Source organism: Magnetospirillum sp. SS-4, from assembly GCF_902729425.1.
Classification (GTDB): Bacteria; Pseudomonadota; Alphaproteobacteria; order Rhodospirillales; family Magnetospirillaceae; genus Phaeospirillum.
This window is the reverse complement of record NZ_CACVCH010000052.1, coordinates 41746-66487: the sequence shown is the minus strand read 5'-3', so window position 1 is coordinate 66487 and position 24742 is coordinate 41746. Positions and strand designations below refer to the sequence as shown.

Below are 24742 nucleotides of genomic sequence, written 5' to 3'. Positions count from 1 at the left end.
GGTCAGCGCGCCAGCCCCCAGACGGCGAAATCGTCAGTAACGATTTCCTCCATGCTGTAGTCACGCCAGACCAGATTATCGGTTCCGGAATATACCTTGGAAACCATCTGGCGCGGATCTCTGCTTGCACGCACAAGCATGTGGAGATCGCAGTCGAGGTGAGTCCGCACTCGGTCCAGAGCCATGATGGCTGCGAGGGCGTCGTCGTGAATCGGGGAGCCGAGCAGCATACGGCGTACCACGAGCATCAGCGAAGCGCGCATGTCACGCATGCGGTTGCCGATCTCGATGTGCTCTTCGGGAACGAATGGGGGGATCGGGCGGGCCTTCATTGGATGCCCTCCTGCTGCTTGATCCACGCCAGCAAGGTGCTCTTGCGGGCGCAGACCACGTTGCCGATGCGGAAATGGGGCATGCGGATTTTGGCGTCGCTCGCGTAGTAGTAGATTTTGCGGCGGTGCTTGGCCGAGCCGAAGACGAACTCGGCGATGGCGTCGGCACCGCGCAGCAGGTCGTCGGCCAGCGGGGTAATCTCTGAAGTCATTTCCTGTCCTCCTCAGATTTGGTCCGAGGCGGTCATCGCCGCTTTCACGCGGGACTCGACGTGGTCGATATTGACCACCGCCATGGAGCGGACATCGGGATTGGCGGCCAAATCGCCCAGTTCGGAGATCTTGATGATCTCGCCGACCATGGGCGGCATCGCCGGATCGTAGAACTTCACCCCCGACGGCTGGGTGGGGGGAGGGGTGCCTCGTTCCGAGGTCGCGATCAGTTCCTGCGGCCCCTGATACACCACCAGCAAAGCGGCCTCGTCCTTGAAGCCGTGCAGGAGCCTGCTGTGCTGGGCGGCGACATCGTAGGGAACGCCGATGCGGGTGAGTTCGGCGAACACCCCCAGGGTGATGGCTTCGTTGATCGAGAAGGTCCGCGCCTTTCCGTTCACGGGTTCGTTGGCGGGACGGAAATAGCCCCGTGAGATCCATTGATTGAGTTGTATGCGCGTGATGGCTGCGCCCTTGCAGACTTGGTGGATGTCGAGATCGGTATTCACAACTTTCCTCCGTTGACGATACGCGAGGGGTAGTCTATGTGACCCCTAGCGGTACGTCAACGGTCTTCGCCCGGCGCCAATGGTTGGGGATCAACGAACTTCATTGGCAACCCGCTCGATGGCAATGTCGCTTGGCGTAATGCGTTGAAAATGCAGGGGGAGTATCTCAATGGCGACCATCAGAAAGCGGACCCTGCCCAGCGGAAAGGATCGCTGGCAGGTTGATTTTTTCGATCAGGCCGGAAAACGGCGGGCCAAACTGTTTACCCGCAAGAAAGACGCCGACAATTTTTTGGTGACGGCCCGCGCCCAGGTGGCCACCGGCACCTACGTCCATGATGCCGAGAGCATCACCCTGGGCGAGGCGGCGCAGGCGTGGCTGGATCATTGCGCCACCCGCCGCGATACAGGGCGGCGGATGGAACGGGCCACCTTTCGGGATTACGATGACAAGGTCCGCCTGCACATCAAGGACGCCGAGGTGGGGATCACCACCATCAAGCTGTCGCGCCTGACCCGCAAGGAGGTGAACGAGTTCCGCGACCGCCTGCTGGCGTCGGGCCGATCCGAGGCGATGGCGCGCAAGGTGCTGGGCGTGCTGCGCCTGATTCTGTCCCACGCCATGGACAACGGGCAGGTGCCCGGCAATGCCGCCCAGGGAGTGAAGGTGCTGCGCGCCAGCCGCATCGACCAGAAGGTCGCCGTGCCCAGCAAGAAGGACGTGAAGACGCTCATCGACAGCGCCATCGGTCGCCTGCGCCCATTGCTGATCGTCAGTGCCCTGTGCGGACTGCGGGCCTCCGAGGCGCGGGGGCTGCGCTGGCAGGATGTGGATTTCGCCGATGGCTACCTGCATATCCGCCAGCGGGCCGACTTCTACTGCGAGATCGGCGAGCCGAAATCAGCCGCCGGCCACCGCTCGGTTCCGGCGGGGCCGATGGTGCTGAACGCCCTGCGTGAATGGAAGCTGGCCTGCCCCAAGGGCGATCTCGATCTGGTCTTTCCCGCCAACGACGGCTCGGTGTCGGACCACAACAACACCATGCGCCGCCATTTCAAGCCGCTGTGCCAGCGCCACGGCATCCAGACCCGCTGGCACGACCTGCGCCATTTCGCGGTGTCCCTGTGGATCGAACAGGGGTTCGGCATCAAGGAGGTCATGACCTTCGCCGGCCATTCCTCGGTGCAGATGACCATGGAACGCTATGGCCACATGTTTCCCAGCCCCGACCACCAGAAGGCCATGGCCCAGGTCGAGGCCCGGCTCCTCGGTTGACGGGGAGTACCAAGCATTCCGTGCAACACGGGCGCGACACGGGCTGTGCGACGCGCTGTAACATTTTGATATATCGACTGAAATCGGCCTTCCAGATGGGCCTCATAACCTGAAGGTCGTAGGTTCAAATCCTACTCCCGCAACCAAGACAAGCCCTTGAAACCTAACGGTTTCGAGGGCTTTTTCGTTTCTGCGCCGACGAATATTCCCGATTTATTGGGACAAATTTGGGACAATGCGGAAGCCGCCGGTGTCGCGGGGATTCCGTGGGACAGGCCAGATTTCCCCCTTGGCGTCGGGTCCGCCCCGTGTCCGTGACCGATCCGTCAACCGATTATCGCCCCCGCGCATGTGTGGGGCTCCGGAATATCCCGAAGCGCGCTTCAATGAACCCGAAGGCACACCAATGCGCGAGGTTCAGGAAGCATGGCGACGATCACCAAAAGGGGAAACCGGCAGTGGCAGGCCAAGGTCCGCCGCAAGGGCCAGCCCGGCATGTCCAAGACCTTCGAGACCAAGACGGAGGCCCAGGCATGGGCCGCCGTCATCGAGGGCAAGATGGTGACCTCGGAATTCAGGGACTACCGCAAGGCGGCCAAGACCACCCTGCGCGAGGTCCTCGAGGATTATGAGGAAAAGGTGGTCCCGTCCAAGAAGGGGCACCAGCTGCGCTACGCGGTCAGAGCCTGGATGGAGCGTCCGCTGGCCGACCGCTACATCGGCTCCATCACTCCCGCCGACGTCCTCGACTGGATCCGCGAGCGTCTGGCCAGCAAGTACACCGTTTATGAGAAGACCCGGAAGGGGGATATCAAGCGCGACGCCGATGGCAAGCCGATCATCCGCTACACCAAGGCCATCGCCCCCAAGACCGTGGCCAACGAGTTGATGGTTCTGTCGGCGGTGTTCACTCATGCTGAACTCGGCATGGGAATGGAAGCGCTGGAAAACCCCGTCGCCAAGATCAAGAAGGGCGACCGGCCGCGCGGGCGTCCCCGTAACCGGCGGCTCAGCGAGGACAAGGGCGAGTACGCCAAGCTGCTCGAAGCCCTTGACGCCGACCGGAACCCCTATGCGGCCGCGCTTCTGGAATTCGCCGTGGAGACCGCCATGCGCCGCGGCGAGATGGCGGCCCTGCGCTGGCGCGACGTCGACCTCTTCCGCCGCCAGGCCACCTTGCGCGGCACCAAGAACGGGACCGATCGAATCATCGGCCTGTCCACCAAGGCCGTGCAAATCCTCGAAGGCCTTCCCAGCCGCCCCGCCTTGGGTGCGGAACCCGGCGCGGACGACCGCGTCTTCCCTCTGGCTGCGGATTCCATCACGCAGATTTTCATGCGGGCGCGGGAGCGGTGCGACATCCAGGGAAGGCATTCCGCCATGGGCCTGACCTTCCACGACTTGCGGCACGAAGGCACCAGCCGCTTGTTCGAGAAGGGCCTGAACGTCATGGAAGCCGCCAACCAGACCGGGCACCAGACCCTTCAGATGCTCAAGCGCTACACCCATCCCGACCCCGCACAGATCGCCGTGAAGCTGGGGTGAGGCGGCTCACCGGACAAGAAGAAGGCGGTCGGATCGTCCCGGCCGCCTGTTCTTTTTGCCTATTGTCTTGGCGTCATTTGCCGAGGTCGGCACGGATCGCGTCGCGCATGGCGGCGTCCATAAGCGGCCAGCGGCGATAGAGCATGGCGATCTCGGAATGATACCATCCGGTCGTCCAGCGGCCCGACCGGGTCTCGGCGACCTGATCTGCCACTGCGGCTTCAATCGCCTCCATCAACGTCGGGGGAATCGTGGCGCCACGGAGCGCCTTCACGATTCCGAAGGCGTCCTGCAGCACGATGGTCAGCAGCAGGTGCTGATAAGGCAGGCGGTCGGGAAGGGCCCACATCTCGGGGCGCGGGTCGATGCAGACGTTGAACGGGGTGTCGAACATGAGCGGATTCGCGCCGGCAAGCCGCCAGACCAGCAGAGCGGTCGGGATCCCTTCCGCTCGCGCCAGGCCGACCGTCAGCGGCGCCTTCCTCACCATCTTGATCTCCTCCGTCTTGGGGGAGGAAAAGGAAAGGATCAGGTTGATGCCGTCAGGGCCGATCCTGAGGGTTGTGCCCTCGGGGAGCACGCCGAACGGGGAAGGGGAGTTGACGCCGAAAGTAACGAAGTGGTTCATGGGTTGCCTCTGTCCTGGTTTTCCTGCCGGGCGGTTTTCCGTCCGACATGGGCAACCCTGGCGCGCGGGGTGCTTCTTGTCCGGAGGCCAAGTTTGGCGACAAGTCAAATTGGCTGGACGCGCGCTATTTTTAGCGCAGCCGGTTGGGGCGGCAGTTTTGCGGCGCTGAAGGGACCGGCACCGAATCGCGAGCGGTTGGCCGTCGGCGAGGAATTCGGCATGATCCTTCAACCTGTCCAACGACCATGGATCGCGCCGCGCAAGAGCCTGTCGTCCCCACCCTGCACATCCTTCCGGTGTTCTTCTGCGACACCGACATCGCCTCGATCAAGGCGCTCAAACTCACCTGTGATGTGGAGGCGCTCGGCCAGTCCATCTCCGGGTTGAAGACCCGTCGCCTCTATCCCAACAAGCACTATTTCGTGGCCGGAACGCGGGATTTTCCCCATGGCCTGCTTCTGGCATTGCCGGATCCGATGCCGGAGACTGTCATGGTCAAGATGCTTTGGCGGCTTCCTCTGGCCGCCATCGAGCTGACCGGCGTCGATACCGTGGACCATGAGGTCGAGATGATCCTCGAACCTACGGATCGGGGGCAGGTCTTCAGCATGGAGCGCATGGCCTTGTATTGGCGCGGCGTTCCCGAACACCCTCCGGTGAACACGGCGCCGAAATCGACATATTCGAGGGACTTGCTTTCGGACCTTCGCAAGGACGTCTGGGGCGGGCAGGAAGGTGGGACCGTCCGGCTGAAGGAGAAGCTCGACGTTCCAGCGTCCCTTCTGGCCGACGTTTTCAAGTTCAGGCGATAGTGCTGGGAGCCGTCGTCGGCTCGACGAGGCGGCTTTCATATATGACAAATTTGGCGACAAGGCGAATTGGCAGGACTCGCCCCTCAGTGGCGGCGGCTGGGCGACGTCGTTTCTGCGCGAGGGACCGGAATTCTGCAGATCGGCGCGCTATGGTTGATGTGGATCAACCATGGAGCCGATAATGACCGATTGTTTGCCATCCTTCATCGATGACGTGCCTGAAACCACTTTGACCACGACGCCGACGGACAGTCCGATTTCCCCAAGGCCAAAGGCGGTTCGCATCAACGGACCCGCCATCGATGCCATCAGAAAGAGGATGGACGTGCTGGGCGAGGTCCTCGCCGGTCTCGAAGGGAAGCCCTTTGACTGGAATGGCGCCGAGGGCGAAGGCAAGGTCAAAACCTTGGCGACCATGTGCATCGTGTTGGTCACCGCCAGCGGCATGCGGAAGCGGGACCATGTCCTCAAGAGGGGAGCCGTTCCCGTCGGCAGGCGATATTACGGCGCGCCGATCCAGCGTAGCGCGGACCTTTACGTCCTCGGCCTTCAGACCAAGCCGTCGAAGTAGCCGGCAGGGGCGTGCTTGTCGGTCAGACCTCGACGACCAAGTCTTCCCTGAACGACGGGTTCAGCTCGTCGGGGCCGTAGCCGCGAGGATTGTACACCACCCTGGTGCGGCCGACCATGTAGTCGCAGCTGTCGTGGACATGGCCATGGACCCACAGGGACGGCTCGAACTCCTCGATCAGATGCTCAAGATCGGAGGCGAAGGCCGCCGACAGCCTGCTATCGGCGTATCTGGCAGGAATCGAGCGCGGCGACGGGGCATGGTGCGTCACCACCACCGTGGGGCCGTCGAACGGGACGGAAAGACTCTCGGCGAGCCACGCGACCGAACCGGCGAAGATGCCTCCCGCGTCCTTCGGGCGGAATTTCCGGTACTTGTCCCGTGCGACCCTGATGACGCGGAAGTCCGTCATCCTGTCGGCGCAGAAGGTCGCGTCCATCCTCATGCGCGCGTCGTCGTCGCCCGCGAACAGCCTGAAGTCCGTCCACAGCGTGCATCCCAGCACGCGGCAACCGGAGAGAACGATCTCCTCGTTCTCCAACAGATGGATGCCCTTGGCTTCGGTGACGGGGCGCATCTTGTCCAAAGTCCGATCGATCTTGCCGGCGTAATGCTCGTGGTTGCCAGCCACCATGACGACGGGGCAGCCGAAGGCCGTCTGGGCGTCGGCCATCGACCCGGGCAGGCAACGGCACCGGGTGTAGATGTCGCCCGCCAGGACGCAGAAGTCAGCCTCGGTCCGCGGCGGCGTCCAGGGCATGAACTCAAGATGCAGGTCGGAGTAGACGGCGATTCTGGTCATTGGCTGGAACGACAAGTGGAGAGAAGGGCGCAACGATTGTTTATGCCGGAATCCGGGATTGTGGGCCACCGCCGCGCGGCCCCCGATTCTGACGTCCGATAATATGGTGATAACGGACGCCGAGGGGGAAATCGGCGTGGACAGGCGCTAAATGATGTCCGGCGAGCCGCTCTCGAACATGACCGCCTCGCCGTCCATGTGGCACCTGTTCCGCCCCTCGGACTTGGCCGCGTACATCCGCCGGTCGGCCTTGTCGATCAACGCCTGCCAGCTTTCGCACCGGTCGAGCCGCCGTTCCGCCACGCCGACGCTGACCGTAACCGGCAGGCCGTCCGGCGTCTTGCCGATACCCGAGGCGCGGATGCGAGCGAGGACCTGACGGAAGCCGTCCGCCTCTGAATTGGGAAGGATCATCAGGAATTCCTCGCCGCCCCAGCGGACGAGCTGGTCGCTCTGGCGCAGGCAATCCTTCAGCGCGGCGGCCGCCATGCATAGGACCTTGTCGCCCGCGTCGTGCCCGAAGGTGTCGTTGATGCGCTTGAAGTGGTCGATGTCGGCGAAGGCGACCGTCAGCGGCAGGTTCGCCCGCGAGGCAATCTGGAAATGCAGGTCCAGCGTCTCGCAGCCCGACCGTCTGGTGAAGGCGCCCGTGAGCGGGTCGTGACTGGCCTGCGTCACAAGGTTCACCATGTAGCCGAGCTGGCCCATGCAGGACAGCCCCGAAACCCCGATCAACAATGCCACCAGCCACAGGCCTTTCACGATCTCGGGCGTCGACGCCCCCGGTCCCATGACCATTCCCGCCAGCGTGACCCCAGCGACGGCAATGGACGCCGCCGTGACTTCCAGCAGGGTCAGGGGGAAAAGGCTGAGACCGGCGAGGACGACCAGCGGCAACAGGGAGTAGGCGTGCAGGGCGACATCCAACGCGCCGCCGCCTTCCAGCCCCTCAAGAAGCGGAAGCGAAGCCAAATAGAACACGGGCGGGACGGCCAAGAACGTCAGCAGTCGAACGGAGGCGGAGGCGAAGGTGGGCGCCGCGCCGCCCTTTCTTCCGAAAGCCAGCGTGACGAAGACGACCGTCGAAGCAAGCCGCAAAGCCGCCATCTGCTTCCAGACCGGCGAGGGGAAGACAAGAAAGTCGATTACGATCCAGGCGGGAGTGAGGACGGCGAAGACGGCCGCCAGCATCCGGACGCGGCCAAGGATGATCTTCGCACGGTGGCGCCGGACATGCTCGGGATGGGCGGCGGGCGTCAGAAGCTCGCGAAACTCCTCGGACCGGAGCCATTTGGCCAGTTGGGGCCAGTTCAACGATTCGTCCGACATGTCCGTCCATCCCATTCAGAATTGTGGTGGGCGGCGCCCTCTGGGGTTGGGGGCATGGACGCCGCCCTAGGCACGCGGCGTTTGGGGCGCACCGCGACCTATGTCGCAAGTATGATGAAAATGGGGGGAAGGGGAATGGCGATTCGGCCGATGAAGGGAATGTAACGAAATATGACTTGGTAGGTGGCGGAAGGTCATTCCATTGTCGGAACCGACGCTTCGGGACGGTGAATTTCATCGCCGTTTGCCAAAACGCCAAAATCGACGAAATGCGCGAGACCGCCGCGATATAGGCCGAGCGACGGAGGGGCTTGCCGGAAATGCCGAAAATGCGCTGCGAGGGAAAAGGATTCCGCCCGCGACCGTTACGGCTCCATCGCGTCGGTCCAGGCCCTGCCGTCCTCACCATCGTGAGGCATCGCGGGGATCGCGCCGAGGCTGACGTCAAGCGACCGGACAAGTGCCTCCAACCTGTCAGCCTCGCGGAGGATGGCAGCCTCGCCGCTTTCCACCTGCTTCAGTTCCGCCATCAATTCGTCCTCCTTGACCTCCGCCCGGCGAACTTCGTCCAGAACTTCGTCCTCCTTGCGTTCAAGGCGCTCCCCGAGAAGCGCGACCGCCTTGGACACCGTCGCGACATCCGACCGCAGCGCGGCGATCTCCTTCAAGACCACGTGCAAGGCGGCAAGGTGGTGCCGCTGCAGGACAAGAAGCTCGTGGCGCACATTTTCTGTGTGCTTGTCCTTTATGCGGCGATCCAAATTTTGCGGATGTGCTTGGCTTTCCAATTACAATGTCCTCGGCAGCATGGGGAAGGCTTAAAAGTCGGGCGATGATCCTATGCAATCAAGGTCAAGGATAGGCGCGCGCGTAAAAAACTCAGAAGACCCCTCTTTCATTAAGGAAAATCGCATATTTCCGATCCTCGACGAGGATGTGATTGACGATCCACCCATGCAGGAATTCAAGCAGTTCCGGCGCATCCACACCTTCTGCTCCCATCACCCTGTCCGCCATGTCCCGCACCTGATCGATCAGAGCCTTGTGACGCCCCTGATGTTCGCCGTGATGCACATAGCCGTAATGGGCGAGCAACTCCTCTTCCTCCTGGAAATGGTACTGGGTGTAGTCGAGAAGAAACTCAAGCGATTGGATCACCTCCGCGCGACCCTGTCCGCTTTCGATGGAATCGAGAAGAGCATTGGCGGTGGCGAATAGGCGTTTGTGCTGCGTATCGATGCGTTGGATGTTGACGCTGTATTCAGGGCGCCACGCCAGCAGGGTCCTGTCCTCGGCACCCATGGCGGCGACAAGATTGCTGCGGCGTTGAAAACTTTCGAAAAGTTTCCAACGGACGTTGGGGATGCTGCCCAGCAGGCGAGCCGGAACCATGTGAACGCGGCAGGGGGCGGTCGCCGTCAAGGTTGCGATTCCAGGAGTGTCGAATACGGCGTACTCCTCGCCGAAGAAATCGCCCGGCCCCAATTCCTCGATCACCGAGGTTCCGACCATGCGCGAGAATTTCCCGTTCTCGATCAGGCCGATCATGCGCTCGCGGGTGTCCAGCAGCGCGCCCTCGGGATGCTCCCGCACTGTCATGGTGCCTGCGATGGCATTGAGGGTGCCGGTTGATACCACCGCCGCCAATAATGGTTGCCGGGACAGGAACTCCCTTCGTTCCATCAGGGCGGAGATGGTGCCGAACAATTCATGGCGGCGGACGAAGGTCGCATAGAGTTCACACGGGATTTCCAGCACCTGCACGAAGCTCATCGCCCGAACAGTCTCGGCCGACGGCAGTCCGTGCAGTCCGGTCATCTCACCCAGAAGGGCACCGGCGGACAGCACCGCGCGAAAGTCGGAATCTTCAGCCAGCACCTCGACCTGTCCCGTCAGAAGAAGATGGATGTTATCGGGGATTTCCCCCACCTTCTGAAGGATAGTTTCCGGATTGAATGTCCGAACCGGACCGTTCAGCAGCGCACCGAGGTCGTCTCCATCGACGCCGGGGAAGTAGTCGTGCAGGAAGTGGTAGGCCGCACGCCCGAGGAAATCGCGGTGGCTGCCGATCAGCACATCGGCGCTTCCGAACGAGGCGCCCGATCCGATCCGCCGCTGTTCGGGATTCAACGGCAGCGCAGTATGGGCCAAAATAATCTTCCGCGACGTATCGGCTGCGAAATCCAACGCGTTGCCATGGATCATTCCGCCGCCGATATCCACCTTCTTGACGTCCGCGGGGGCGAGATAGGCCTCGGCCACCTCGTCGAACATGACTTGGCTGAGACCGGGCTTTTCGGAATCGTCTGTGACCATGCCTTTCAGGATGCCCAGTCCGACGATGTCGGCGAAATGGGCGTAGGTCCGATAGCCGTCCGCGGCCATCGCCCGAAACTCGAAGATCGTCGTTTCCACCGGGTGGGGAGAAAAGATGGGCTTCACGTCCAGGCCGCCGACCCCGTTCCATGCCCCCATTTCAAGATCCACCACGTCGAAGAAGTCCTCGAAGTCGGTCTCCTCGATGGACAGCAGGGCCGACAGCTTCTTGGCCACCGTCGCCCGGACCATGGGGACGGCCAGGAACTTGATCTTCCGGTCGGCCTGCATGAGGGTGGTCAGACCGGCGAAATGGTCGTCGTGGGCGTGGGTCTGGAAGACGCCTTCCACCTCGTTGATGCCGATGCCCAGAGCACCGAGGGTGTGTCCAAGATTGGGGCCTGCGTCGATCAGGTAGATGCGGCCCTGGAAGACCAGCACGGATCCCATGCTGGGGCGGCGGATATCCCAGCCGTCGCCTTCCCCGGAATGAACCACGGCGAAATAATCGCGGCGGAACTGGAACGCGCCCAAAGGAAACGGGCATTCGTATTCGATGCCGTGCGGCAGATTCAGATCGACGGTCACCGTCTCGCCGTCATGTGAAATCTCGAAGATGTTGATGCCCGTCCGTCGCAGGGTGACGCCGCGGATCTCGACCGGGTCGTCATCCAGCGCCAGCCCTTCGATCAGCGCACTGGGATGCTGAATTCGTCCGAAGGCGAACCGAAGCTTCAACCGCATCATCCATTCGGCGTCATCGGACGTGATCCCGGCTTCGGTCAGTTCCTCGCGTGAGATGAGGCCGTAATTGCCGCGATAGATGTACTGCATCTGCGCCTGAACCTGATCCCGACGGCCGACCAGGATGGGGCGCATCCCGGTATTGCCGGGATGGTTGGGCAACAACATCCCCTGGCGATAGAACATCTGAAGGACAGGGAACTCTGCCAGATTCGAAAAAGCTCCGTTCTGGACCATCACGTCGGACAGCAGGATTGCGTTGGGACCGGTTTCGCAGCGGACCCCGCCAATTTCGGTGGGGCGGATCAGGCCGCGGCGCATCATGTGCTTGACCGCGTCCGCCGGACAGCCGCACAGAAGCCGCAGGTCAGCTTGGGGGACTTCCACCCAATAGACACCTTGGGTGATCTCGATGCGAACGATACCGGCCATTTGCCAATCCCCACTGTTGTCGGTTTCAGAAAACACCCCTCGGCCACGGCGGGCGGCGGGGAAGAAATTAGCGCGTCTCCATCGCGATGGCTTCAAACAAGGAACGGCACGCAATCGGCGACGAGACGAGGGCTTGGAACAACGACATCACGCCATCAGGGGGATCCGCGAAAGATGTAGCGTCAAGACTCCTGACACCCATCGTCCAGCCTGCGAACAAGCGCCTGACCAGCCTTCCTTCGCTCACCAGCGTCACATCCCTATGCCGAGGGTCCTTGCGGATCATGGCGTATAGGCGCCGGATGTCTGCCTCGCCTCCTTCCAAATACTGCACGAAGGTGCCGTCGAAATGGATGAGGTGGCCGGTAATCCCGTTCAATTGGTTAAAAGCCCGCGCTTCGGTGACGATGGAATCGATGAGGGACGGTGTCACGTCCATGGCTGGGCGGCTGGCATAGACAAGAAAGTGAAGATTGGTTTTGTCTAGTTCCTTGGCGCGACGGGAATTTGCCGCCACAGCCAGCAATTCGTCAGAAGGCATGGGGCGATGGAACAGAAAACCCTGGATGCAGTCGCAGCCGAGGGCGCGCAAGGCGTTCCTTTGGTCTTGCGTTTCCACGCCTTCGGCGACAAGGCTGAGCTTCAGGGATTTCGACATTCGGCACAGCGCCGAGACAATGGTACCGCTATCAGGATCGGTGTCGATGCCTTGAATGAATTCCTTGTCGATCTTGAGGACATCGACGTTCAGTCGCAGCAATTGCGACAGCGACGAATAGCCGGTGCCGAAATCGTCGACAGCAATGCGCATCCCCAGCGCAGCCATCTTGTCGATGATTTCGCGGTTGGCGTTGGTATCGGCCATAAGGGAGGTTTCGGTGATCTCCAGCAGCAGGCGGCGGGGATCTGCCCCGGTTTCCTCGATGATCGAGGTGAAACGCTCCACAAGCTTCGGGTCCGCCATCTGGCGCGTCGACATGTTGAACGAGACATAAGGCGCGTCGTCGCCCGCCTGTGCGTGCCATCGGCGCTCGGTGCGGCAAGCTTCCTCGAAGGTCCAATAGCCGATGTCGATAATGGAGCCGTTCATTTCGGCGACAGGGATGAAAACGGCCGGAGAAATCTCGCCGTCGGTCGAACGCCACCTCAGCAGCAACTCGGCGCCAACCACCACCGACGACCGCGTGTCCACGATGGGTTGGAACACGGTATGGAACTCGCCCTTTTCGAGGGCTGAACGCAAACCGATCGAAATGGACAAACGACGTTGGGCTTCGTCCTGGAGGCCTTCATTGAAGAAGCGCCATCCCGCACGTCCCGATTCCTTGACGGAATACATCGCGGTGTCGGCCGCGCGGATCAGGTCGTCGGCGGCGTGGGTCGATCCGTGTCCGGCAGCAATGCCGATGCTGGCGGTGACGAACATCTTGTCCGCCCCATAGAGGACCGGTTTCTTGGCGGCAGCGAGTAGTCTTTCCGCCAAGGACGACAGCATGGACGGTGAGTCCACATGTTCGCACAGGATCACAAATTCGTCGCCGGCCAGTCGGCCGACAGTGTCGCCCGGGCGCACCACATGGATGAAGCGCTGGGAAATTTCCTTGAGCAATTGGTCTCCGGCTTCGTGGCCGAATTTGTCGTTGACCGCCTTGAACCCGTCCAAGTCAATGAACAGCAGCGCAATGTTGTCGCCGCGCGTCTTCGAGCGATGCAGGGCCTTTTCGAGGCGCTCGTGGATCAGTGCACGATTGGGAAGGCCTGTAAGGGCGTCGTGTGTGGCACGGCGGGTCAGTTCCGCCTCTGCTTCCTTCACCGCCGTGAGGTCGCGCATGGTGGTGACCAACACCCAGGTTCCGTCGCTGTGGAACTTGGCGATGGACGCTTCCAGGGGGAAGAAGGTTCCGTCCTTGCGGTAGCCGGTGATTTCTCCCCGTTGGCCCATTCGCCGCTCGGTTTCGTCGCTTGCAAGGAAACGGGCCAGATGTTCTTGATGAATGCTGCGGATGTGCGGGGGAACCAAAAGATTGACCGACAAGCCGATCAACTCGTCCTCGGCATACCCAAACAACTCGCATACGGCGCGATTGGCGTCCGTGATGAAACCGTTTTGGTCGGTTGCCAGGATCGCCATATCGGCAAACGCCAGGATCTGCTTCGCCGTTCCAATTTTTCGGTAGGCGTCTGCCGCCTCGGACGCCAAGCGAGCCGCCACTTGAGGGTTGGAAGGCGATTCGGTGAAGTGCGGTCTTCCGGGAGGTGACCGATACCGTTCGGGAATCGCCGGCGGGATCGGGCCGAATGCCTTGACGACCTCGAAGGTGCCGTCTTCCCGGCAACGGGTCAGATAGGAATTGACCGTTGCATGGTGGGTCAAATGATCCATCGAAACCAAGCCTTGCGGGCTGGAAACGTGCATCGTCTCCAGTGCTTGCGCAAGCGCCTCAGGCTCCAGGCCGCCAGCCACGCGCACGGCTTCGGCGAAAGCCTTGACGCAAACATAGGTGCCTTCGCCGAAATTGGTCAGCACGCCGTTTCCGCTGGGCCACAATCCCGAGACATCCGGCAATTCGTGCAAACGCGAAAGGTAGGTCCGCGATTCCGGGGTTTCGACGGACATGAAGTAGGTGTTGCTGGAATAGAGTCCCTCTCGGGCTTTGGGGGACAGGCGACCGGCGATGATTTCGTCGAAATGTCCCATCACCACCGCCATGCGCTCTTTGATGCCCATTTCAGCGAAGCGTGACAGAAGGGTGATCTGGTCTGCCCCAGCGAAGTAAGGGACGAAGACGTCGGCACCGGATCGTGCCACCCGCTCCAGCAAGACGTCGATCTCCTCGGCGCGGACCCCGAGGGGCAGGTATTCTTCGCCGACGATCTCGCCGTTCAGGGCTGCCAGCGAACGTTTACAAGCATCGATCGAACCTCGCGGCCATTCATAATTGTTGCCGGCGAAGAACATCTTCAGCCCGTAACGCTCGGCCATGAACGGGATCATCTTGTCGATCTGCTGGTTGGGCAGGGCGGCAAAGTGAAAGAACCAGCGCGACGAAATGCTGCCTTCGTAGAAAGAGAAGTTGAGGTAGGGAATGCCCATGGGATCGGCCACCTTGGCCGCTACGTCGATGCGCGCATTCGACAGCAGGTTGCCGATGATGGCGCTGCATTTGTGCAGCTCGACAAGTCGCCGTGCAGCCGGGACCGCCGTCTGCGGCAGGCTGCCGTCGTCTTCGATGACCAACTCCAACGGTCGTCCCAGGACGCCGCCGTTTTCATTGATCTCCGCGCAAGCGATCGTCGCCGCCCAGACAATCTCTTGTCCGTACATGTCGACCAAGCCGGACAGCGGGGGCATCAGCCCCAGGCGTACAGGGGCGTTCGTCATGCGACCTCGACACGGTTTCGACCGTTCTGCTTGGCCCGATAAAGCATTTCGTCGGCGGTCTTCAGCATGGTCTCCAGCGACGTGCCGACGCCGTGACAGACTCCGAAACTTGCAGTGACCGGAATTCGACGCCCCGCATGCACGATCTCCTCGGATTCCAGGGCGGCCCGCAATTTGTCGAAGAAGGGATGCACGGCGCCGTCATCCATGTTGACGGCCAGAATGGCGAACTCTTCGCCGCCGAAGCGTGCGACCACGTCGGTCTGGCGGCACAGACTGCGCAAAAGGGCGGCGACGCGCTTCAAAACCGCGTCGCCGCCGTCATGTCCATAAGTGTCGTTGACCTTCTTGAAGAAGTCGACGTCGATCATGGCCGCGGTCAAGGCGACTTGGTCCCGTTTGGCGCTGGCGAACAAAGTTTCTCCCGCCTCGAAGAAGAACCGCCGATTATGGATGCCCGTCAGAGCGTCCTTGGTCGCCATCTCGGTCAGCCGCTCCACCATATCCAGCACGCGGACGTTCTGCATGACGCGGCAAAAGAACTCCTCGCGCAGGAACGGCTTGTTGATGAAGTCGTTGGCGCCGAACTTGATGAACTTGGCCGACAGCGCGTTGCCGCCGCCCGAGGACACGCCGATGATGGCCAAGCGGTCCTGATCATGCGTCGCCCGCATGCGCTTGACCATCTCCACCCCATCCATGCCGGGCATGTTGTAATCGGTGATGACCAGACGAATGTCCGGCGTCTCGGCAAGGACGCCCAAACCCGCCTCGCCGTTTTCAGCCTCGAACACCTGAAACTGGTAGCTTCTCAGCAGATCGGCGGTATAGCGCCGTGCCGTCCGGGAATCGTCCACCACCAGAACCTTGGTGTTTCGATTGCGGTACAGCCTTCCTACCAAATCGACCAGATAGTTGAGGCTGGAGGGCGTCTCCTTGACCACGTAGTCGATCACATGTTCGGCCAGAAGACGCTCGCGCAGATCTTCCGAAAAGACCCCGGTGAACACGATGCAGGGAATGCCCTGATCCTGAAGCCAGTTCACCGCCTCACCGTTGGGGGCGTCGGGCAAGACCAAATCCACCAGGGCGAGACCGAACCGCGAACCGCCATCCGAGACGGCGTTCATCGTCTCGGCCAAAGAAAAGGCTGAAACGACTTCGGCCCCTACGCGTTCCCGAACCGCCTTGCTGACGATGGAATTGAAGAATTTCGAATCCTCGACCACCAGAATACGGGAATCATCCATCGTCAGCGCTCCTGAATGCATGCTTGTGACCTGTTCCGCTTGGCCGATCAGGCGGCTCGGATTTCGGTCAGGAAGCTCTTCACCTCGCCTGCCAATTGCTTCGACACATCCTGCAAGCTTTGTGCTGCGCTGGTAACCTGATCCGACATCAGCTTTGTCTCTTCGGCCGCGCTTGCCACCACAGCGACGTTCTCCGCCGCTGCATGGGTTCCTTCGGCCGCCTGACCGACGGAACGGGCGATTTCCTGTGTGGCGGCTCCCTGTTCCTCAACCGCCGCCGAAATGGCCGAGGACAATTCGTTGATGTTCTCGATGGTGTCGGTGATCGCCTTGATGGCGTCCACCGCTGTCCGGGTTTCAGTTTGAATGGCTGCCACTTGCGAGCCGATTTCCTCGGTGGCTTTGGCGGTTTGGTTGGCCAGCGACTTCACTTCGTTGGCGACAACGGCGAAGCCCTTACCCGCTTCCCCGGCACGGGCTGCCTCGATGGTGGCGTTCAGCGCCAACAGGTTGGTCTGGCTGGCGATGGTATTGATCAGGGCCACCACTTCACCGATGCGACCGGCGGCTTCGGCCAAGCTCCGCATGACTTGGTCTGTCTTAGCCGCTTGGTCGACCGCTTCGGTCGATATGACGGCGGCATGGCTAACCTGACGTGAGATCTCATCTACTGACGACGACAATTCGTGGGTGGCGGCCGATACCGCTTGGACGTTCGAGGTGACTTGGGTGGTCATGGCGGTGACATTGCCGGCCTGCACCATGGTCTGGTCGGCGTTGCCCGATAGGGTTTGCGAATTGCCCAACAAGCTGTCCGACGAGATTTGGATCAGATCGACCACGCTGTTGATGCGGCTTTCCAAAGACGCGGCGATGCGTTCCATGTCGGCTTTACGTTGAGTTTGGGCTTGAGCCTCCATCTCCGCCTTCTGGATTTGCGAGTAGCCCAGGATGGCCTTCATGGCGCGCATCGATCCGTTGATCGCCTTGAACTCAAGCAAAGGTTCGTGCTCCACCCCGGCGTTGTAATTGCCCAGCGCCACGTCGCCCATGATGCTTTCCATTCGGCTCAGCGGTGCGGCGATGGATTTCAGCAGCGCCCCGCCGGCGAAGACGGACAAAGCGATGGCGGCCAGCAGCACCAAGGCCGAGGTGGTCGTGCTGACGGTGAACTCGCCGACTGCGGAATCATATTCCTGCTTGGCCATGTCCATTTGCAATTGCATCAGCGCCTTCATGGTTTTGGCGACAACTTCGTACTTGGGTTCGACCACATTGCGAATATGGGCGGTCAAAGTTGCACGGTCACCGGCTTCGGCGATCGTCAGGCCCGCGAACAGGCCGTTGACCACGAAATCCTTACGTTTGGCGACGTAGTCTTCGGCCAAGGTCATTTCGTCGGGAGCCAGATCGGTCGCCATATAGGCTTCCCATATCTTGTCGATCTTGGTCTTGGTGGCGGCGACTTCCGCCTTACGTTTGGCCACATCCGGATCGCCCGAGGCGATGTAGAGCAACTGCTCGATGTTGTGGCGCATCAATTCCGAGATTTCCGCCAATTGCCCGGCGGGCACGACACGATCTTCATACACGGTCTTCAGGTGATTGTTGGATCCGCTCAAACCGGAAAGGCTGACCCCGGCGATGGCGCAAGCCGCCAGAACCAGAACGATGAAGGCGGCGCTCAGGCGGCCCTTGATGCTGTTGCGGATTGCGGTCAATTTGGCTCCGGCCGACGTGCCGACCACTTCGCCGTTTTTGATGGCGACGTCCTTGATCTCGCCTTCGCGCAGACCGGCATACAACTGCTCGGCGGCGGCGACCTGTTCGCGGCTGGGCTTGGAGCGGATGGAAACATAACCGGCGATCTGGCCGTTTTCCATGTAGGGGGTGACGTTGGCCCGCACCCAGTAATGGTCACCGTTCTTGCAACGGTTCTTCACGAACCCTTCCCACGGCTTTCCGCTCTTGATGGTGGCCCACAAATCGGCAAAGGCCTCCTTGGGCATTTGCGGGTGGCGGACCAGGTTATGCGGCTGTCCGAGCAACTCGTCGCGGGTGTAGCCGCTGATGTCGATGAATGCCTGGTTGACAAAAGTGATGCGCCCGCCCGTATCGGTGCGGGAGACCAGCATTTCGCCGTCTTTCATCAAAACTTCTTTATTCGTGATCGGACCGTTGTCGCGCATTGATACACCCTTACTAGAAAGCCTAATGCCTTGTGCATATCTTCGAGACAGGCATTTATGAGTATTAAGTATGGGGCATATATTGGCAACACCCGTTGCCCCTGTGTTTGAAGGGAATGGAGGCCTCAAGGGCAGAAGCCCCAGGATATCCGGCGCGGTCAGCGTCGCTCCGTCGCGAGATCGGCGACGGGAATGTCGTCGACATCAAGTTCGGCTCCGCGCAGGAATAGTCGTTTGAGAGGTGGGGGATGTTGCGGAACGTCAAAAAACACCGCTTCAACCATCGTCAGCTCCGAGAATAGAGTGGCGGGCTGGAACCAAGGATCAAATGGTTGGCAGCTGCCAAAACGCCAAAATCGACAAAACCATCTCGTCGGGGGAGAAGGAGAAAGGGCCTTGCCGTAAATGCCGAAAATGGTCGGTGTCGGATCAAGGCTTCTCGGCAGGCGCCAGCTCCGCCATAACCAATCGACGCAGGTCAGGACAAGCATGGCCCTGTCCCGCTCCCTGCCGACCGGAACCATATCCCTGCGTCGGAGGGCGACGTCCACGGCCGACGAAGCATATTCGCGGACCAGGGCACGGGCCTCCGCCTCGACGTCGCCGGTCACGGGTATTCTCCTCGACAAGAACTTTCTGCCTGACGATTCCAGCTTCAAGGGCCGCGTCGAGGACGACGTCGGAGAACCCGTCCTTCACCTCGTCCGGCAGATCGATCCGCGGCCTGCCGTCGCGGTCGATCGGAAGCCGGACAGAGACGCCGTCGGCCTCTTTCTGGACCCGCACCGAATTGACCACCACGGGGACCCCGTGAAAGTCCAACTCCACGTCGGCAAGTCCCAGCAACCTGCCGGAGGATCGGGCCATGACTGAAAGGACGGTGTAACGGACGGGACAGACATGCCCGAATGGTGACACAGGCTGGCGATGGTCGAAAGACAGGTCGTGTCAAAACGCCAAAATTGCCGCAACCGCCGTGAGCGGCCCCCGATGCAGGTTCGGGTGAAAGGGCCATGCCGGAAATACCGGAATGGTCGCGCCCGGCCAAACCCGTGGGCCTTGGCCCTGCCGCCTCCGCCCGCCCAACCTTCCTTCCCCACTTTTCCTTCTCGGCCCCTGTTCATGCGGTCCGCGTGTTCCTTTGTTCTATTGTTCCCCCCGATCCTAAAACTTTCAGCCTTAGGGCAACATGGCTCCGTCAACAAATGGGCTGTCGCATGATGGCCTCTTTAACATAAAGAGAATGTTCTTTTTGTAACCAAAATGGCTGTTATGATTGGGGGTGTTCGATCCTAAAACCTCTCGGAGCGTGAATGGCAGGAAAAGGCAGGCCGCAAAAGACAGGGCGAAGCAATGGATTCCAGCAAGTGCCGAAGGACGCCAGTGTGCCTTTGCCTGCGTCCCTGTCCGATCTCCGGTGCGTTGGTATCGATGCCGCCGTGTGGAGGCATGCCTCCGACGGCAAACCCGTTCCCGAGGAGGATGACCTCGACACGACGGCGATGAGAGTCTTGGTGGCCTTGGTCTGGCACGCCTACGACGGGATCACCGAAGCAGCGGCTCGGCATCGGATTTCGGCTGCCGCGCTCAAGGCATATGCCGTGGCCGGTTCTGGGCATGACAGCTATGACGGACTGCGGCAGGCGCTTCGACTCTTGGCCTCGACGGAGTTAGGCGGCAAGGACCCGGCGAGGCTACTCGACATTCACTTGCCTGCGGGGTTCCTGCTGACTTCGGGGATGGTGGAATACAGTTTCACCGACAGGGGAAGGGCGCTTTTCGGCCTGAAGGAAGACGGCGGGCGATTCGTCCGGGCAGAATTGGCGGTGATCAAGGCGCTGAAATCGCCTTTCGCGATCCGTCTCTATCTCTTGCTGGCCCGTTACCCAGACAGGCGTGACAGTACCTTGACCGCGACCCCATCCGAGTTGTGGGATTTGCTGGGCTTCCCCGCAGGATCGGTCTACCGGCGGCAATATGCCGCCCTCAAGTCTCGGATCATCGGGCCTTGCCTGGAGACCATCGCAAAACATGCATCCATGACGGCGGAAATGATCGAGCATGTCGCCGGTACGGGCCGCAAAGTGCAGGCATTGGAATTCAGGATGGGGCGGCGTGAACGCGAGAAGCCGAAGGCGGAGAAGCCCGCGCCGAAGTCCAAACCCACGGGCTTGCCCGGCATCCTCGCGGACGTGGACACCTTCGTGGCCGCCATGCCGGAATACATCCGCCACAGGGAAGCCTCGGTGCGGCGGAATTTCGACGCCTTCATCGCAGAGGTGAAGGCAGGGAGGATCAAAGTCGACTTCTCCAGCGATGCCCACGTCATCAGCGATCTGAGCGATTTCATCGTCGATGTCGAGAGCGATGCGCTGTGCCAGGCGGAACAGGCTAGGATGAGCCAATGGGTGGACTTCGACGCCAGCGACCTCGACACGGACTGATTTCCGGCAATTTCGGCATTTCCGGCAAGGGGCTATCTATGGTCTCTTCGCCGAGAGGGTACCGTCGGCCTCGTCGGCAGGACCTCCATCGCGGTCGGCCAGCGTGCCGCCGGATGAGTTTCCCCCCGATCTCCCCGCTTCGGCCACGGGGACGGATGCCTTGGGCGGCGCCCTTTCGGCTTCGATGAGCATTCGGCCCCACGACCGCCAAGCGGGAAGGCACCGGATGATCGCGGGCAAGGGAAGAGGTTCGGTCCCCTCGGGCTGATGGCCGCGCTTTCGCTTGCTCCTGACGCGATCCCTCTCCTCAGCCCAGGCACCGGCCTTGGTCACCGACCGCAGAAATGCGGTCAGTTCAGGGTCCGCCAGGATCACCCGCTTGTCCCGCGGATGGCACCAGCCTGCCGCCTTTGCCCCACCTTCTCTCAGCAACCGTCGGACCCCTTTGGCGATCTCCATATCGCGGCGCGCGGACTGCCATTCGGCCACCGCCTCGGAGAGGGTGCCGGTCGGGTTGGTCATATCCTCGGCCCCGAATAACGGTATGCAGGCTCGCCCTCGTCGGCGACCACCACGGCGATCTCGCCGTCCTCATCGATGGCGCGGCGGACATGCTCGGGCAGGCCCTCGTAAGCGCTGGCATCCGGCTGATTTTTCGATTTTGTCGATTTGTGCGAGTCCGTCGAAGCGGCGGGCATGTCCGCCAGGTCGCGGGCGCGACGGTACTCGGGATGCAGATCCAGGATCGCGTCGGCGGCGCGCTGGGCCTGACCGGCCGCCGTGAAGATGGCCTTCTTGTCGTCCCGTAGCAGGTCCAGCCACGAATCGATGTAGCTGGCGTGCTGCTCCAGTTCCGAGCCGACGCCGAGTTCGGCGCCGAGGAAGGCGGAGGCCATCTCGGCGATCAGTTCCTCGGCGGCATAGGCGCGGGAGCCGAAACGCCCCGAGAGATTCCGGTTCAGGCGGCTCGGATGTCCAGAGGCGTGGGCCAGCTCGTGCAAGGCAGTGGTTGCCCAGCCCTCGGGTGACCGGAAAGCCTGAGCCACCGGCATCTGGATGTGATCAGTGCTCGGGCTGTAGAATGCTCGGTCGCCGCCGACTTTGATGGGCACGCCCGATGCATCGAGGATGGCTCGCACCGCCTCGGGCTCACGCCAAGGGGCCTCTTCCAACGTGGGAGCTTGGTAGGCAGGAATACCATCGACCTGCGAGGCGTGGAATACGGTGTAGGCCCTGATCACCGGCACTGTCTTGGTTTCCAACTGACCGTCGCCATCTGGCTCGCCATCCACCTCGACCTTCTTAAAGAAGTAAACTGGCGAGCCTTTCTCACCACCTCGGACTTGCCAACCGCGAGCTTTGGCCTGCTCGTAGGACACCCAGCGGGGATCGCCGGTCTCGAATGCACGGGGACTGGAGCCCAGCATCAGCACGTTGATGCCGCGGTAATGCCTGCCCGTGGCGGCGTTGATCGGCCCGAACGAACTTGCCTTGCTCGGGTCCCATGGGCGACGCCAAGGCACCGTGCCCTGTTCCAGCATTTGGACTATCCGGTTAGTGACATCCTGATAATGATCCCTTGGTGTGAAGCCTTTCCTGTCGCTCATGGTGCATCTCCTGTCAGTCGTTCGGGCCGAAATCCGCTGGCGCCTCGTCGAGGCCGAGGTCGGCAAGGTCGCGGGCGGTCATCGGCTGGTCATTGGCCTTCGGGCGAGCAGGCTTCCCAACCTGACCGCGGCGGTCTTGCCCATTGTCGCGGGCACGGTTCCCGTTTCGGGGAGGCGGCGGACGGCGGGGCGGTGCGTTGGGGTCTGGAAGACCAAGCGTCTTGCGAACGTGCTCGGGCATCGGGTCCTTCGGAGCCGACGGCGTGCCGCCGCCTTTGCCGACTTCGCAATCGAGCGAAATCTGGTCGGGGCGAAAGAGGTTGTGTTTCATGGCGATCGTTCTCGCTCTATACTGGTATTCCTCGCTTCCAAAGAAGCGGATACCCGTCCAGCCGCGATCCCGACCGGCTTGTATGATCGCAAGGATCTGCTTGTCGGTGGGCATGCCCGCCCCATCGATCACCAGCCGGTCGCCGTAATCTGTGATCCAGCCGCCGTCGAGCCAGATCCAAACAGCGTCCCACCTCTTTTCTGGCTGGTGGCCGATTTCGCGCCAATACCGTTCGATCGATTCCCAATCCGGCGGGCCGCTGTCGCCCCATGTGGGCGCGATGCCCGGCAGATCCTTCTTGCTCTTCATCCTCTTTCTCCCAGTCAGATTGTGGATACGCTTTGTTCTCGCCTTGACTTCATCGACGGTGGGCAGTTGCCGGACATCGACGTCGGCCAGCTTCCGCTGTACCTCCACGGCCTTAATCCCCAGCCGCCTGCCAATGCTGTGCGGCGTCCCCGCTTCGTCCACGACCACAATTCCGCGGCGTGCCGATGCAAGGCACAAGGACCGCTTCCGCAGTTTGACGCCGAATTCGTGGCCGTCACGGCTCGCGCTCCACGCGTCCTGAATACGGGCGGCCACGGAGGCGACGCTCACGCCCGTGCGGACACTCGCTTGCCAGTCGGAATGCGTCGCCACCGCCACCGGCCTCGGGGTGGTTTCAGGTCGCGTATGGGCGCCGACGACCCGGCGGAGGTTCCACCGATCCTCCAATGCTCGGGCACACTGCTCATGCTTTCGGTAGTTGTGGGAATCGGACGCCACTTTGAGCGTCGCCGGATCGACGCGGGACCACACGATGTGGACGTGCTCGCGTCCAGCTTTAACGTGGCGAATGACGACGCGCTGGTGGCCCGCCATCCCGAGGCGCTTGCCGAGTTCATCGACTGCCTCGCGCCACATGTCGGGCGACATGGTCCCGACCTCGGCGCGGTCCAAGTTGATCGAAGCGTGATACAGCGGCTTGCGGCAGCGGGTTCCGAGGCTGATCGCCCTCATTTCCTTCAGCGCCGCATGCAGGTCCATCGACACCGTGCCGTCGATCTCCAGCACCTCAGCGACCTCATTCTCGGCTGCGAGGAGGTGGTCGGCGAGGCGGCGGACATCGCGCCAATCGTGGCCCCTGCTACTCCCCTTGATGATCATTACGATCCCCATGCAGGGCCTGTTCGAGGGCTGCCTTCATGGCCTCAAGGTCGGCGGCGATGGCCTCCAGCTTTTCGAGTTCCGGCAGGCGGTGGTAGCGGTTATAGGCCCTTGCCAGTTGATTGACGTTGCTGCCGATTTTGCCGAGTTCACCCATGAGCTTGGCCAGCAGGCCGATATCGGCTTTTGGCATCCGGCGAGGGGGCAGTCGGCGTGGTTGGATTGGTTCCGGCACCTTGGCGTGCGCCCACTTGCATACAATTGCCCGTGCGAGATCGCCGCGTGTCCGTCGCCGCGTCAGCCTGCGTGCCGCCTCCTCCAGCTTGGCGAATTCGTCGTCCGACAGCCGGAACGCGACCACATGAAGCCTTTTTGTCGATTTTGGCATTTTGTCCGGCATCGTTCTCATGCTCCCAACGAAACCAAGTAGGGAAGGTGGGGATCGGCCATCTCGACGGCGTCGGCGACGGACCGCAGGTATTCGGCCATCTGGGGGCGGGCGACCAGGCCGCCATGGATCGCAAGCTGGGCGCCGTGCAGGACATGGGCGGAGCCGATGAGGGCGGCATCGACGGGCAGGCCGAGGGCCGCGCCGGACGCCAATTCGGCGTCGAGGCGGGAAAGCAGAAAGCGGGACCAAGCGTTGTCGGCAAGCATGGCAAAAGCTCCATCATCCAAAATGATGACGGGGTCGACGGGGGAGGATTCCCCCTCGCAAGCAGTCGTTCGCCGAAGGGCGTAAACGACATGGCTTGCTTACTGTTCGTCATCTTTGGAGATTCTGCCGGATTTCCGTAAACAATGGAGCTCTTGATGTTTTTTTGCAGAATAGGCATTTGTTGACGCCGCTTTTCAACGCAATAGTCATGCCTTGAAAATTT

At 61.6% G+C, this 24742-nt stretch carries 22 protein-coding genes; 5 read left to right on the top strand and 17 right to left on the bottom strand.

Annotated features, from left to right (window positions below):
• Nucleotides 1-2: 2 nt before the first annotated feature.
• Genes MTBSS4_RS08730 through MTBSS4_RS08720 form a run of 3 tightly spaced genes read right to left on the bottom strand, consistent with a single transcriptional unit; the run spans nt 3 to nt 946 of the window.
• Nucleotides 3-332, bottom strand: a complete 330-nt coding sequence (locus tag MTBSS4_RS08730; RefSeq protein WP_173983015.1) for a hypothetical protein — start codon at nt 330-332, stop codon at nt 3-5.
• Nucleotides 329-544: a hypothetical protein gene (locus MTBSS4_RS08725; RefSeq protein ID WP_173983014.1), complete on the bottom strand. Its 216-nt coding sequence runs from the start codon at nt 542-544 to the stop codon at nt 329-331. Before MTBSS4_RS08725 ends, MTBSS4_RS08730 begins: the two co-directional genes overlap by 4 nt.
• A gap of 12 nt (nt 545-556) precedes the next feature.
• Nucleotides 557-946 carry a hypothetical protein gene (locus MTBSS4_RS08720; protein ID WP_173983013.1) on the bottom strand — a complete coding sequence of 130 codons (390 nt, stop codon included), beginning with the start codon at nt 944-946 and terminating at the stop codon, nt 557-559.
• A 277-nt stretch (nt 947-1223) separates the two neighbouring features.
• Here MTBSS4_RS08720 and MTBSS4_RS08715 point away from each other — a divergent pair, with 277 nt between their 5' ends.
• Nucleotides 1224-2330, top strand: a complete 1107-nt coding sequence (locus tag MTBSS4_RS08715) for a site-specific integrase (RefSeq protein ID WP_173983012.1) — start codon at nt 1224-1226, stop codon at nt 2328-2330.
• A 426-nt stretch (nt 2331-2756) separates the two neighbouring features.
• Nucleotides 2757-3875, top strand: coding sequence for a site-specific integrase (locus MTBSS4_RS08710; protein WP_173983011.1), 1119 nt, complete (start codon nt 2757-2759; stop codon nt 3873-3875).
• Between the two features lie 73 nt (nt 3876-3948).
• Here the strand turns inward: MTBSS4_RS08710 and MTBSS4_RS08705 are convergent, their stop codons facing one another.
• Entirely contained in the window at nt 3949-4503 is a 555-nt protein-coding gene (locus tag MTBSS4_RS08705) for a hypothetical protein (protein ID WP_173983010.1), read from the bottom strand.
• A 245-nt stretch (nt 4504-4748) separates the two neighbouring features.
• Between MTBSS4_RS08705 and MTBSS4_RS08700 the strand changes: the two genes are divergently transcribed.
• Together MTBSS4_RS08700 and MTBSS4_RS08695 are read left to right on the top strand one after the other, a co-directional pair.
• The gene (locus MTBSS4_RS08700; protein ID WP_173983009.1) at nt 4749-5315 is read left to right on the top strand and encodes a hypothetical protein; all 567 of its coding nucleotides are present in this window, start codon (nt 4749-4751) and stop codon (nt 5313-5315) included.
• 181 nt (nt 5316-5496) lie between these two features.
• A complete protein-coding gene (locus tag MTBSS4_RS08695; protein WP_173983008.1) occupies nt 5497-5886 on the top strand; it encodes a hypothetical protein in 390 nt (129 codons plus the stop codon).
• Between the two features lie 22 nt (nt 5887-5908).
• On the opposite strand, the gene MTBSS4_RS08690 is transcribed toward MTBSS4_RS08695, so the two are convergent.
• The 8 genes from MTBSS4_RS08690 to MTBSS4_RS08655 form a co-directional block, all read right to left on the bottom strand.
• On the bottom strand, nt 5909-6688 hold the full coding sequence (locus MTBSS4_RS08690; protein ID WP_173983007.1) for a metallophosphoesterase: 780 nt from the start codon (nt 6686-6688) through the stop codon (nt 5909-5911).
• A 147-nt stretch (nt 6689-6835) separates the two neighbouring features.
• Nucleotides 6836-8017 carry a diguanylate cyclase gene (locus MTBSS4_RS08685; RefSeq protein ID WP_173983006.1) on the bottom strand — a complete coding sequence of 394 codons (1182 nt, stop codon included), beginning with the start codon at nt 8015-8017 and terminating at the stop codon, nt 6836-6838.
• Nucleotides 8018-8382: 365 nt separating this feature from the next.
• The gene (locus tag MTBSS4_RS08680) at nt 8383-8805 is read right to left on the bottom strand and encodes a hypothetical protein (protein ID WP_173983005.1); all 423 of its coding nucleotides are present in this window, start codon (nt 8803-8805) and stop codon (nt 8383-8385) included.
• 91 nt (nt 8806-8896) lie between these two features.
• Complete coding sequence (locus MTBSS4_RS08675) at nt 8897-11509, bottom strand: bacteriohemerythrin (RefSeq protein ID WP_173983004.1); 2613 nt, start codon at nt 11507-11509, stop codon at nt 8897-8899.
• Nucleotides 11510-11576: 67 nt separating this feature from the next.
• Nucleotides 11577-14891, bottom strand: coding sequence for an EAL domain-containing protein (locus MTBSS4_RS08670; protein ID WP_173983003.1), 3315 nt, complete (start codon nt 14889-14891; stop codon nt 11577-11579).
• Nucleotides 14888-16141, bottom strand: coding sequence for a diguanylate cyclase (locus tag MTBSS4_RS08665; RefSeq protein ID WP_173983002.1), 1254 nt, complete (start codon nt 16139-16141; stop codon nt 14888-14890). Before MTBSS4_RS08665 ends, MTBSS4_RS08670 begins: the two co-directional genes overlap by 4 nt.
• Nucleotides 16142-16188: 47 nt before the next feature.
• On the bottom strand, nt 16189-18330 hold the full coding sequence (locus tag MTBSS4_RS08660; protein ID WP_173983001.1) for a methyl-accepting chemotaxis protein: 2142 nt from the start codon (nt 18328-18330) through the stop codon (nt 16189-16191).
• A 158-nt stretch (nt 18331-18488) separates the two neighbouring features.
• Entirely contained in the window at nt 18489-18941 is a 453-nt protein-coding gene (locus MTBSS4_RS08655; RefSeq protein WP_173983000.1) for a hypothetical protein, read from the bottom strand.
• A 756-nt stretch (nt 18942-19697) separates the two neighbouring features.
• Between MTBSS4_RS08655 and MTBSS4_RS08650 the strand changes: the two genes are divergently transcribed.
• Nucleotides 19698-20774: a replication initiation protein gene (locus MTBSS4_RS08650; protein ID WP_173982999.1), complete on the top strand. Its 1077-nt coding sequence runs from the start codon at nt 19698-19700 to the stop codon at nt 20772-20774.
• A 36-nt stretch (nt 20775-20810) separates the two neighbouring features.
• On the opposite strand, the gene MTBSS4_RS08645 is transcribed toward MTBSS4_RS08650, so the two are convergent.
• The 5 genes from MTBSS4_RS08645 to MTBSS4_RS08625 are packed head-to-tail and all read right to left on the bottom strand — an operon-like array spanning nt 20811 to nt 24518.
• Entirely contained in the window at nt 20811-21296 is a 486-nt protein-coding gene (locus MTBSS4_RS08645; protein ID WP_173982998.1) for a hypothetical protein, read from the bottom strand.
• Nucleotides 21293-22381, bottom strand: coding sequence for an ArdC family protein (locus tag MTBSS4_RS08640; protein ID WP_173982997.1), 1089 nt, complete (start codon nt 22379-22381; stop codon nt 21293-21295). The genes MTBSS4_RS08645 and MTBSS4_RS08640 overlap by 4 nt, the downstream gene beginning before the upstream one ends.
• A 13-nt stretch (nt 22382-22394) precedes the next feature.
• Complete coding sequence (locus MTBSS4_RS08635; RefSeq protein WP_173982996.1) at nt 22395-23861, bottom strand: relaxase/mobilization nuclease domain-containing protein; 1467 nt, start codon at nt 23859-23861, stop codon at nt 22395-22397.
• Complete coding sequence (mobC, locus tag MTBSS4_RS08630) at nt 23842-24261, bottom strand: plasmid mobilization relaxosome protein MobC (protein WP_173982995.1); 420 nt, start codon at nt 24259-24261, stop codon at nt 23842-23844. Before mobC ends, MTBSS4_RS08635 begins: the two co-directional genes overlap by 20 nt.
• 5 nt (nt 24262-24266) lie before the next feature.
• Nucleotides 24267-24518 carry a hypothetical protein gene (locus MTBSS4_RS08625; RefSeq protein ID WP_173982994.1) on the bottom strand — a complete coding sequence of 84 codons (252 nt, stop codon included), beginning with the start codon at nt 24516-24518 and terminating at the stop codon, nt 24267-24269.
• Nucleotides 24519-24742: the final 224 nt, after the last annotated feature.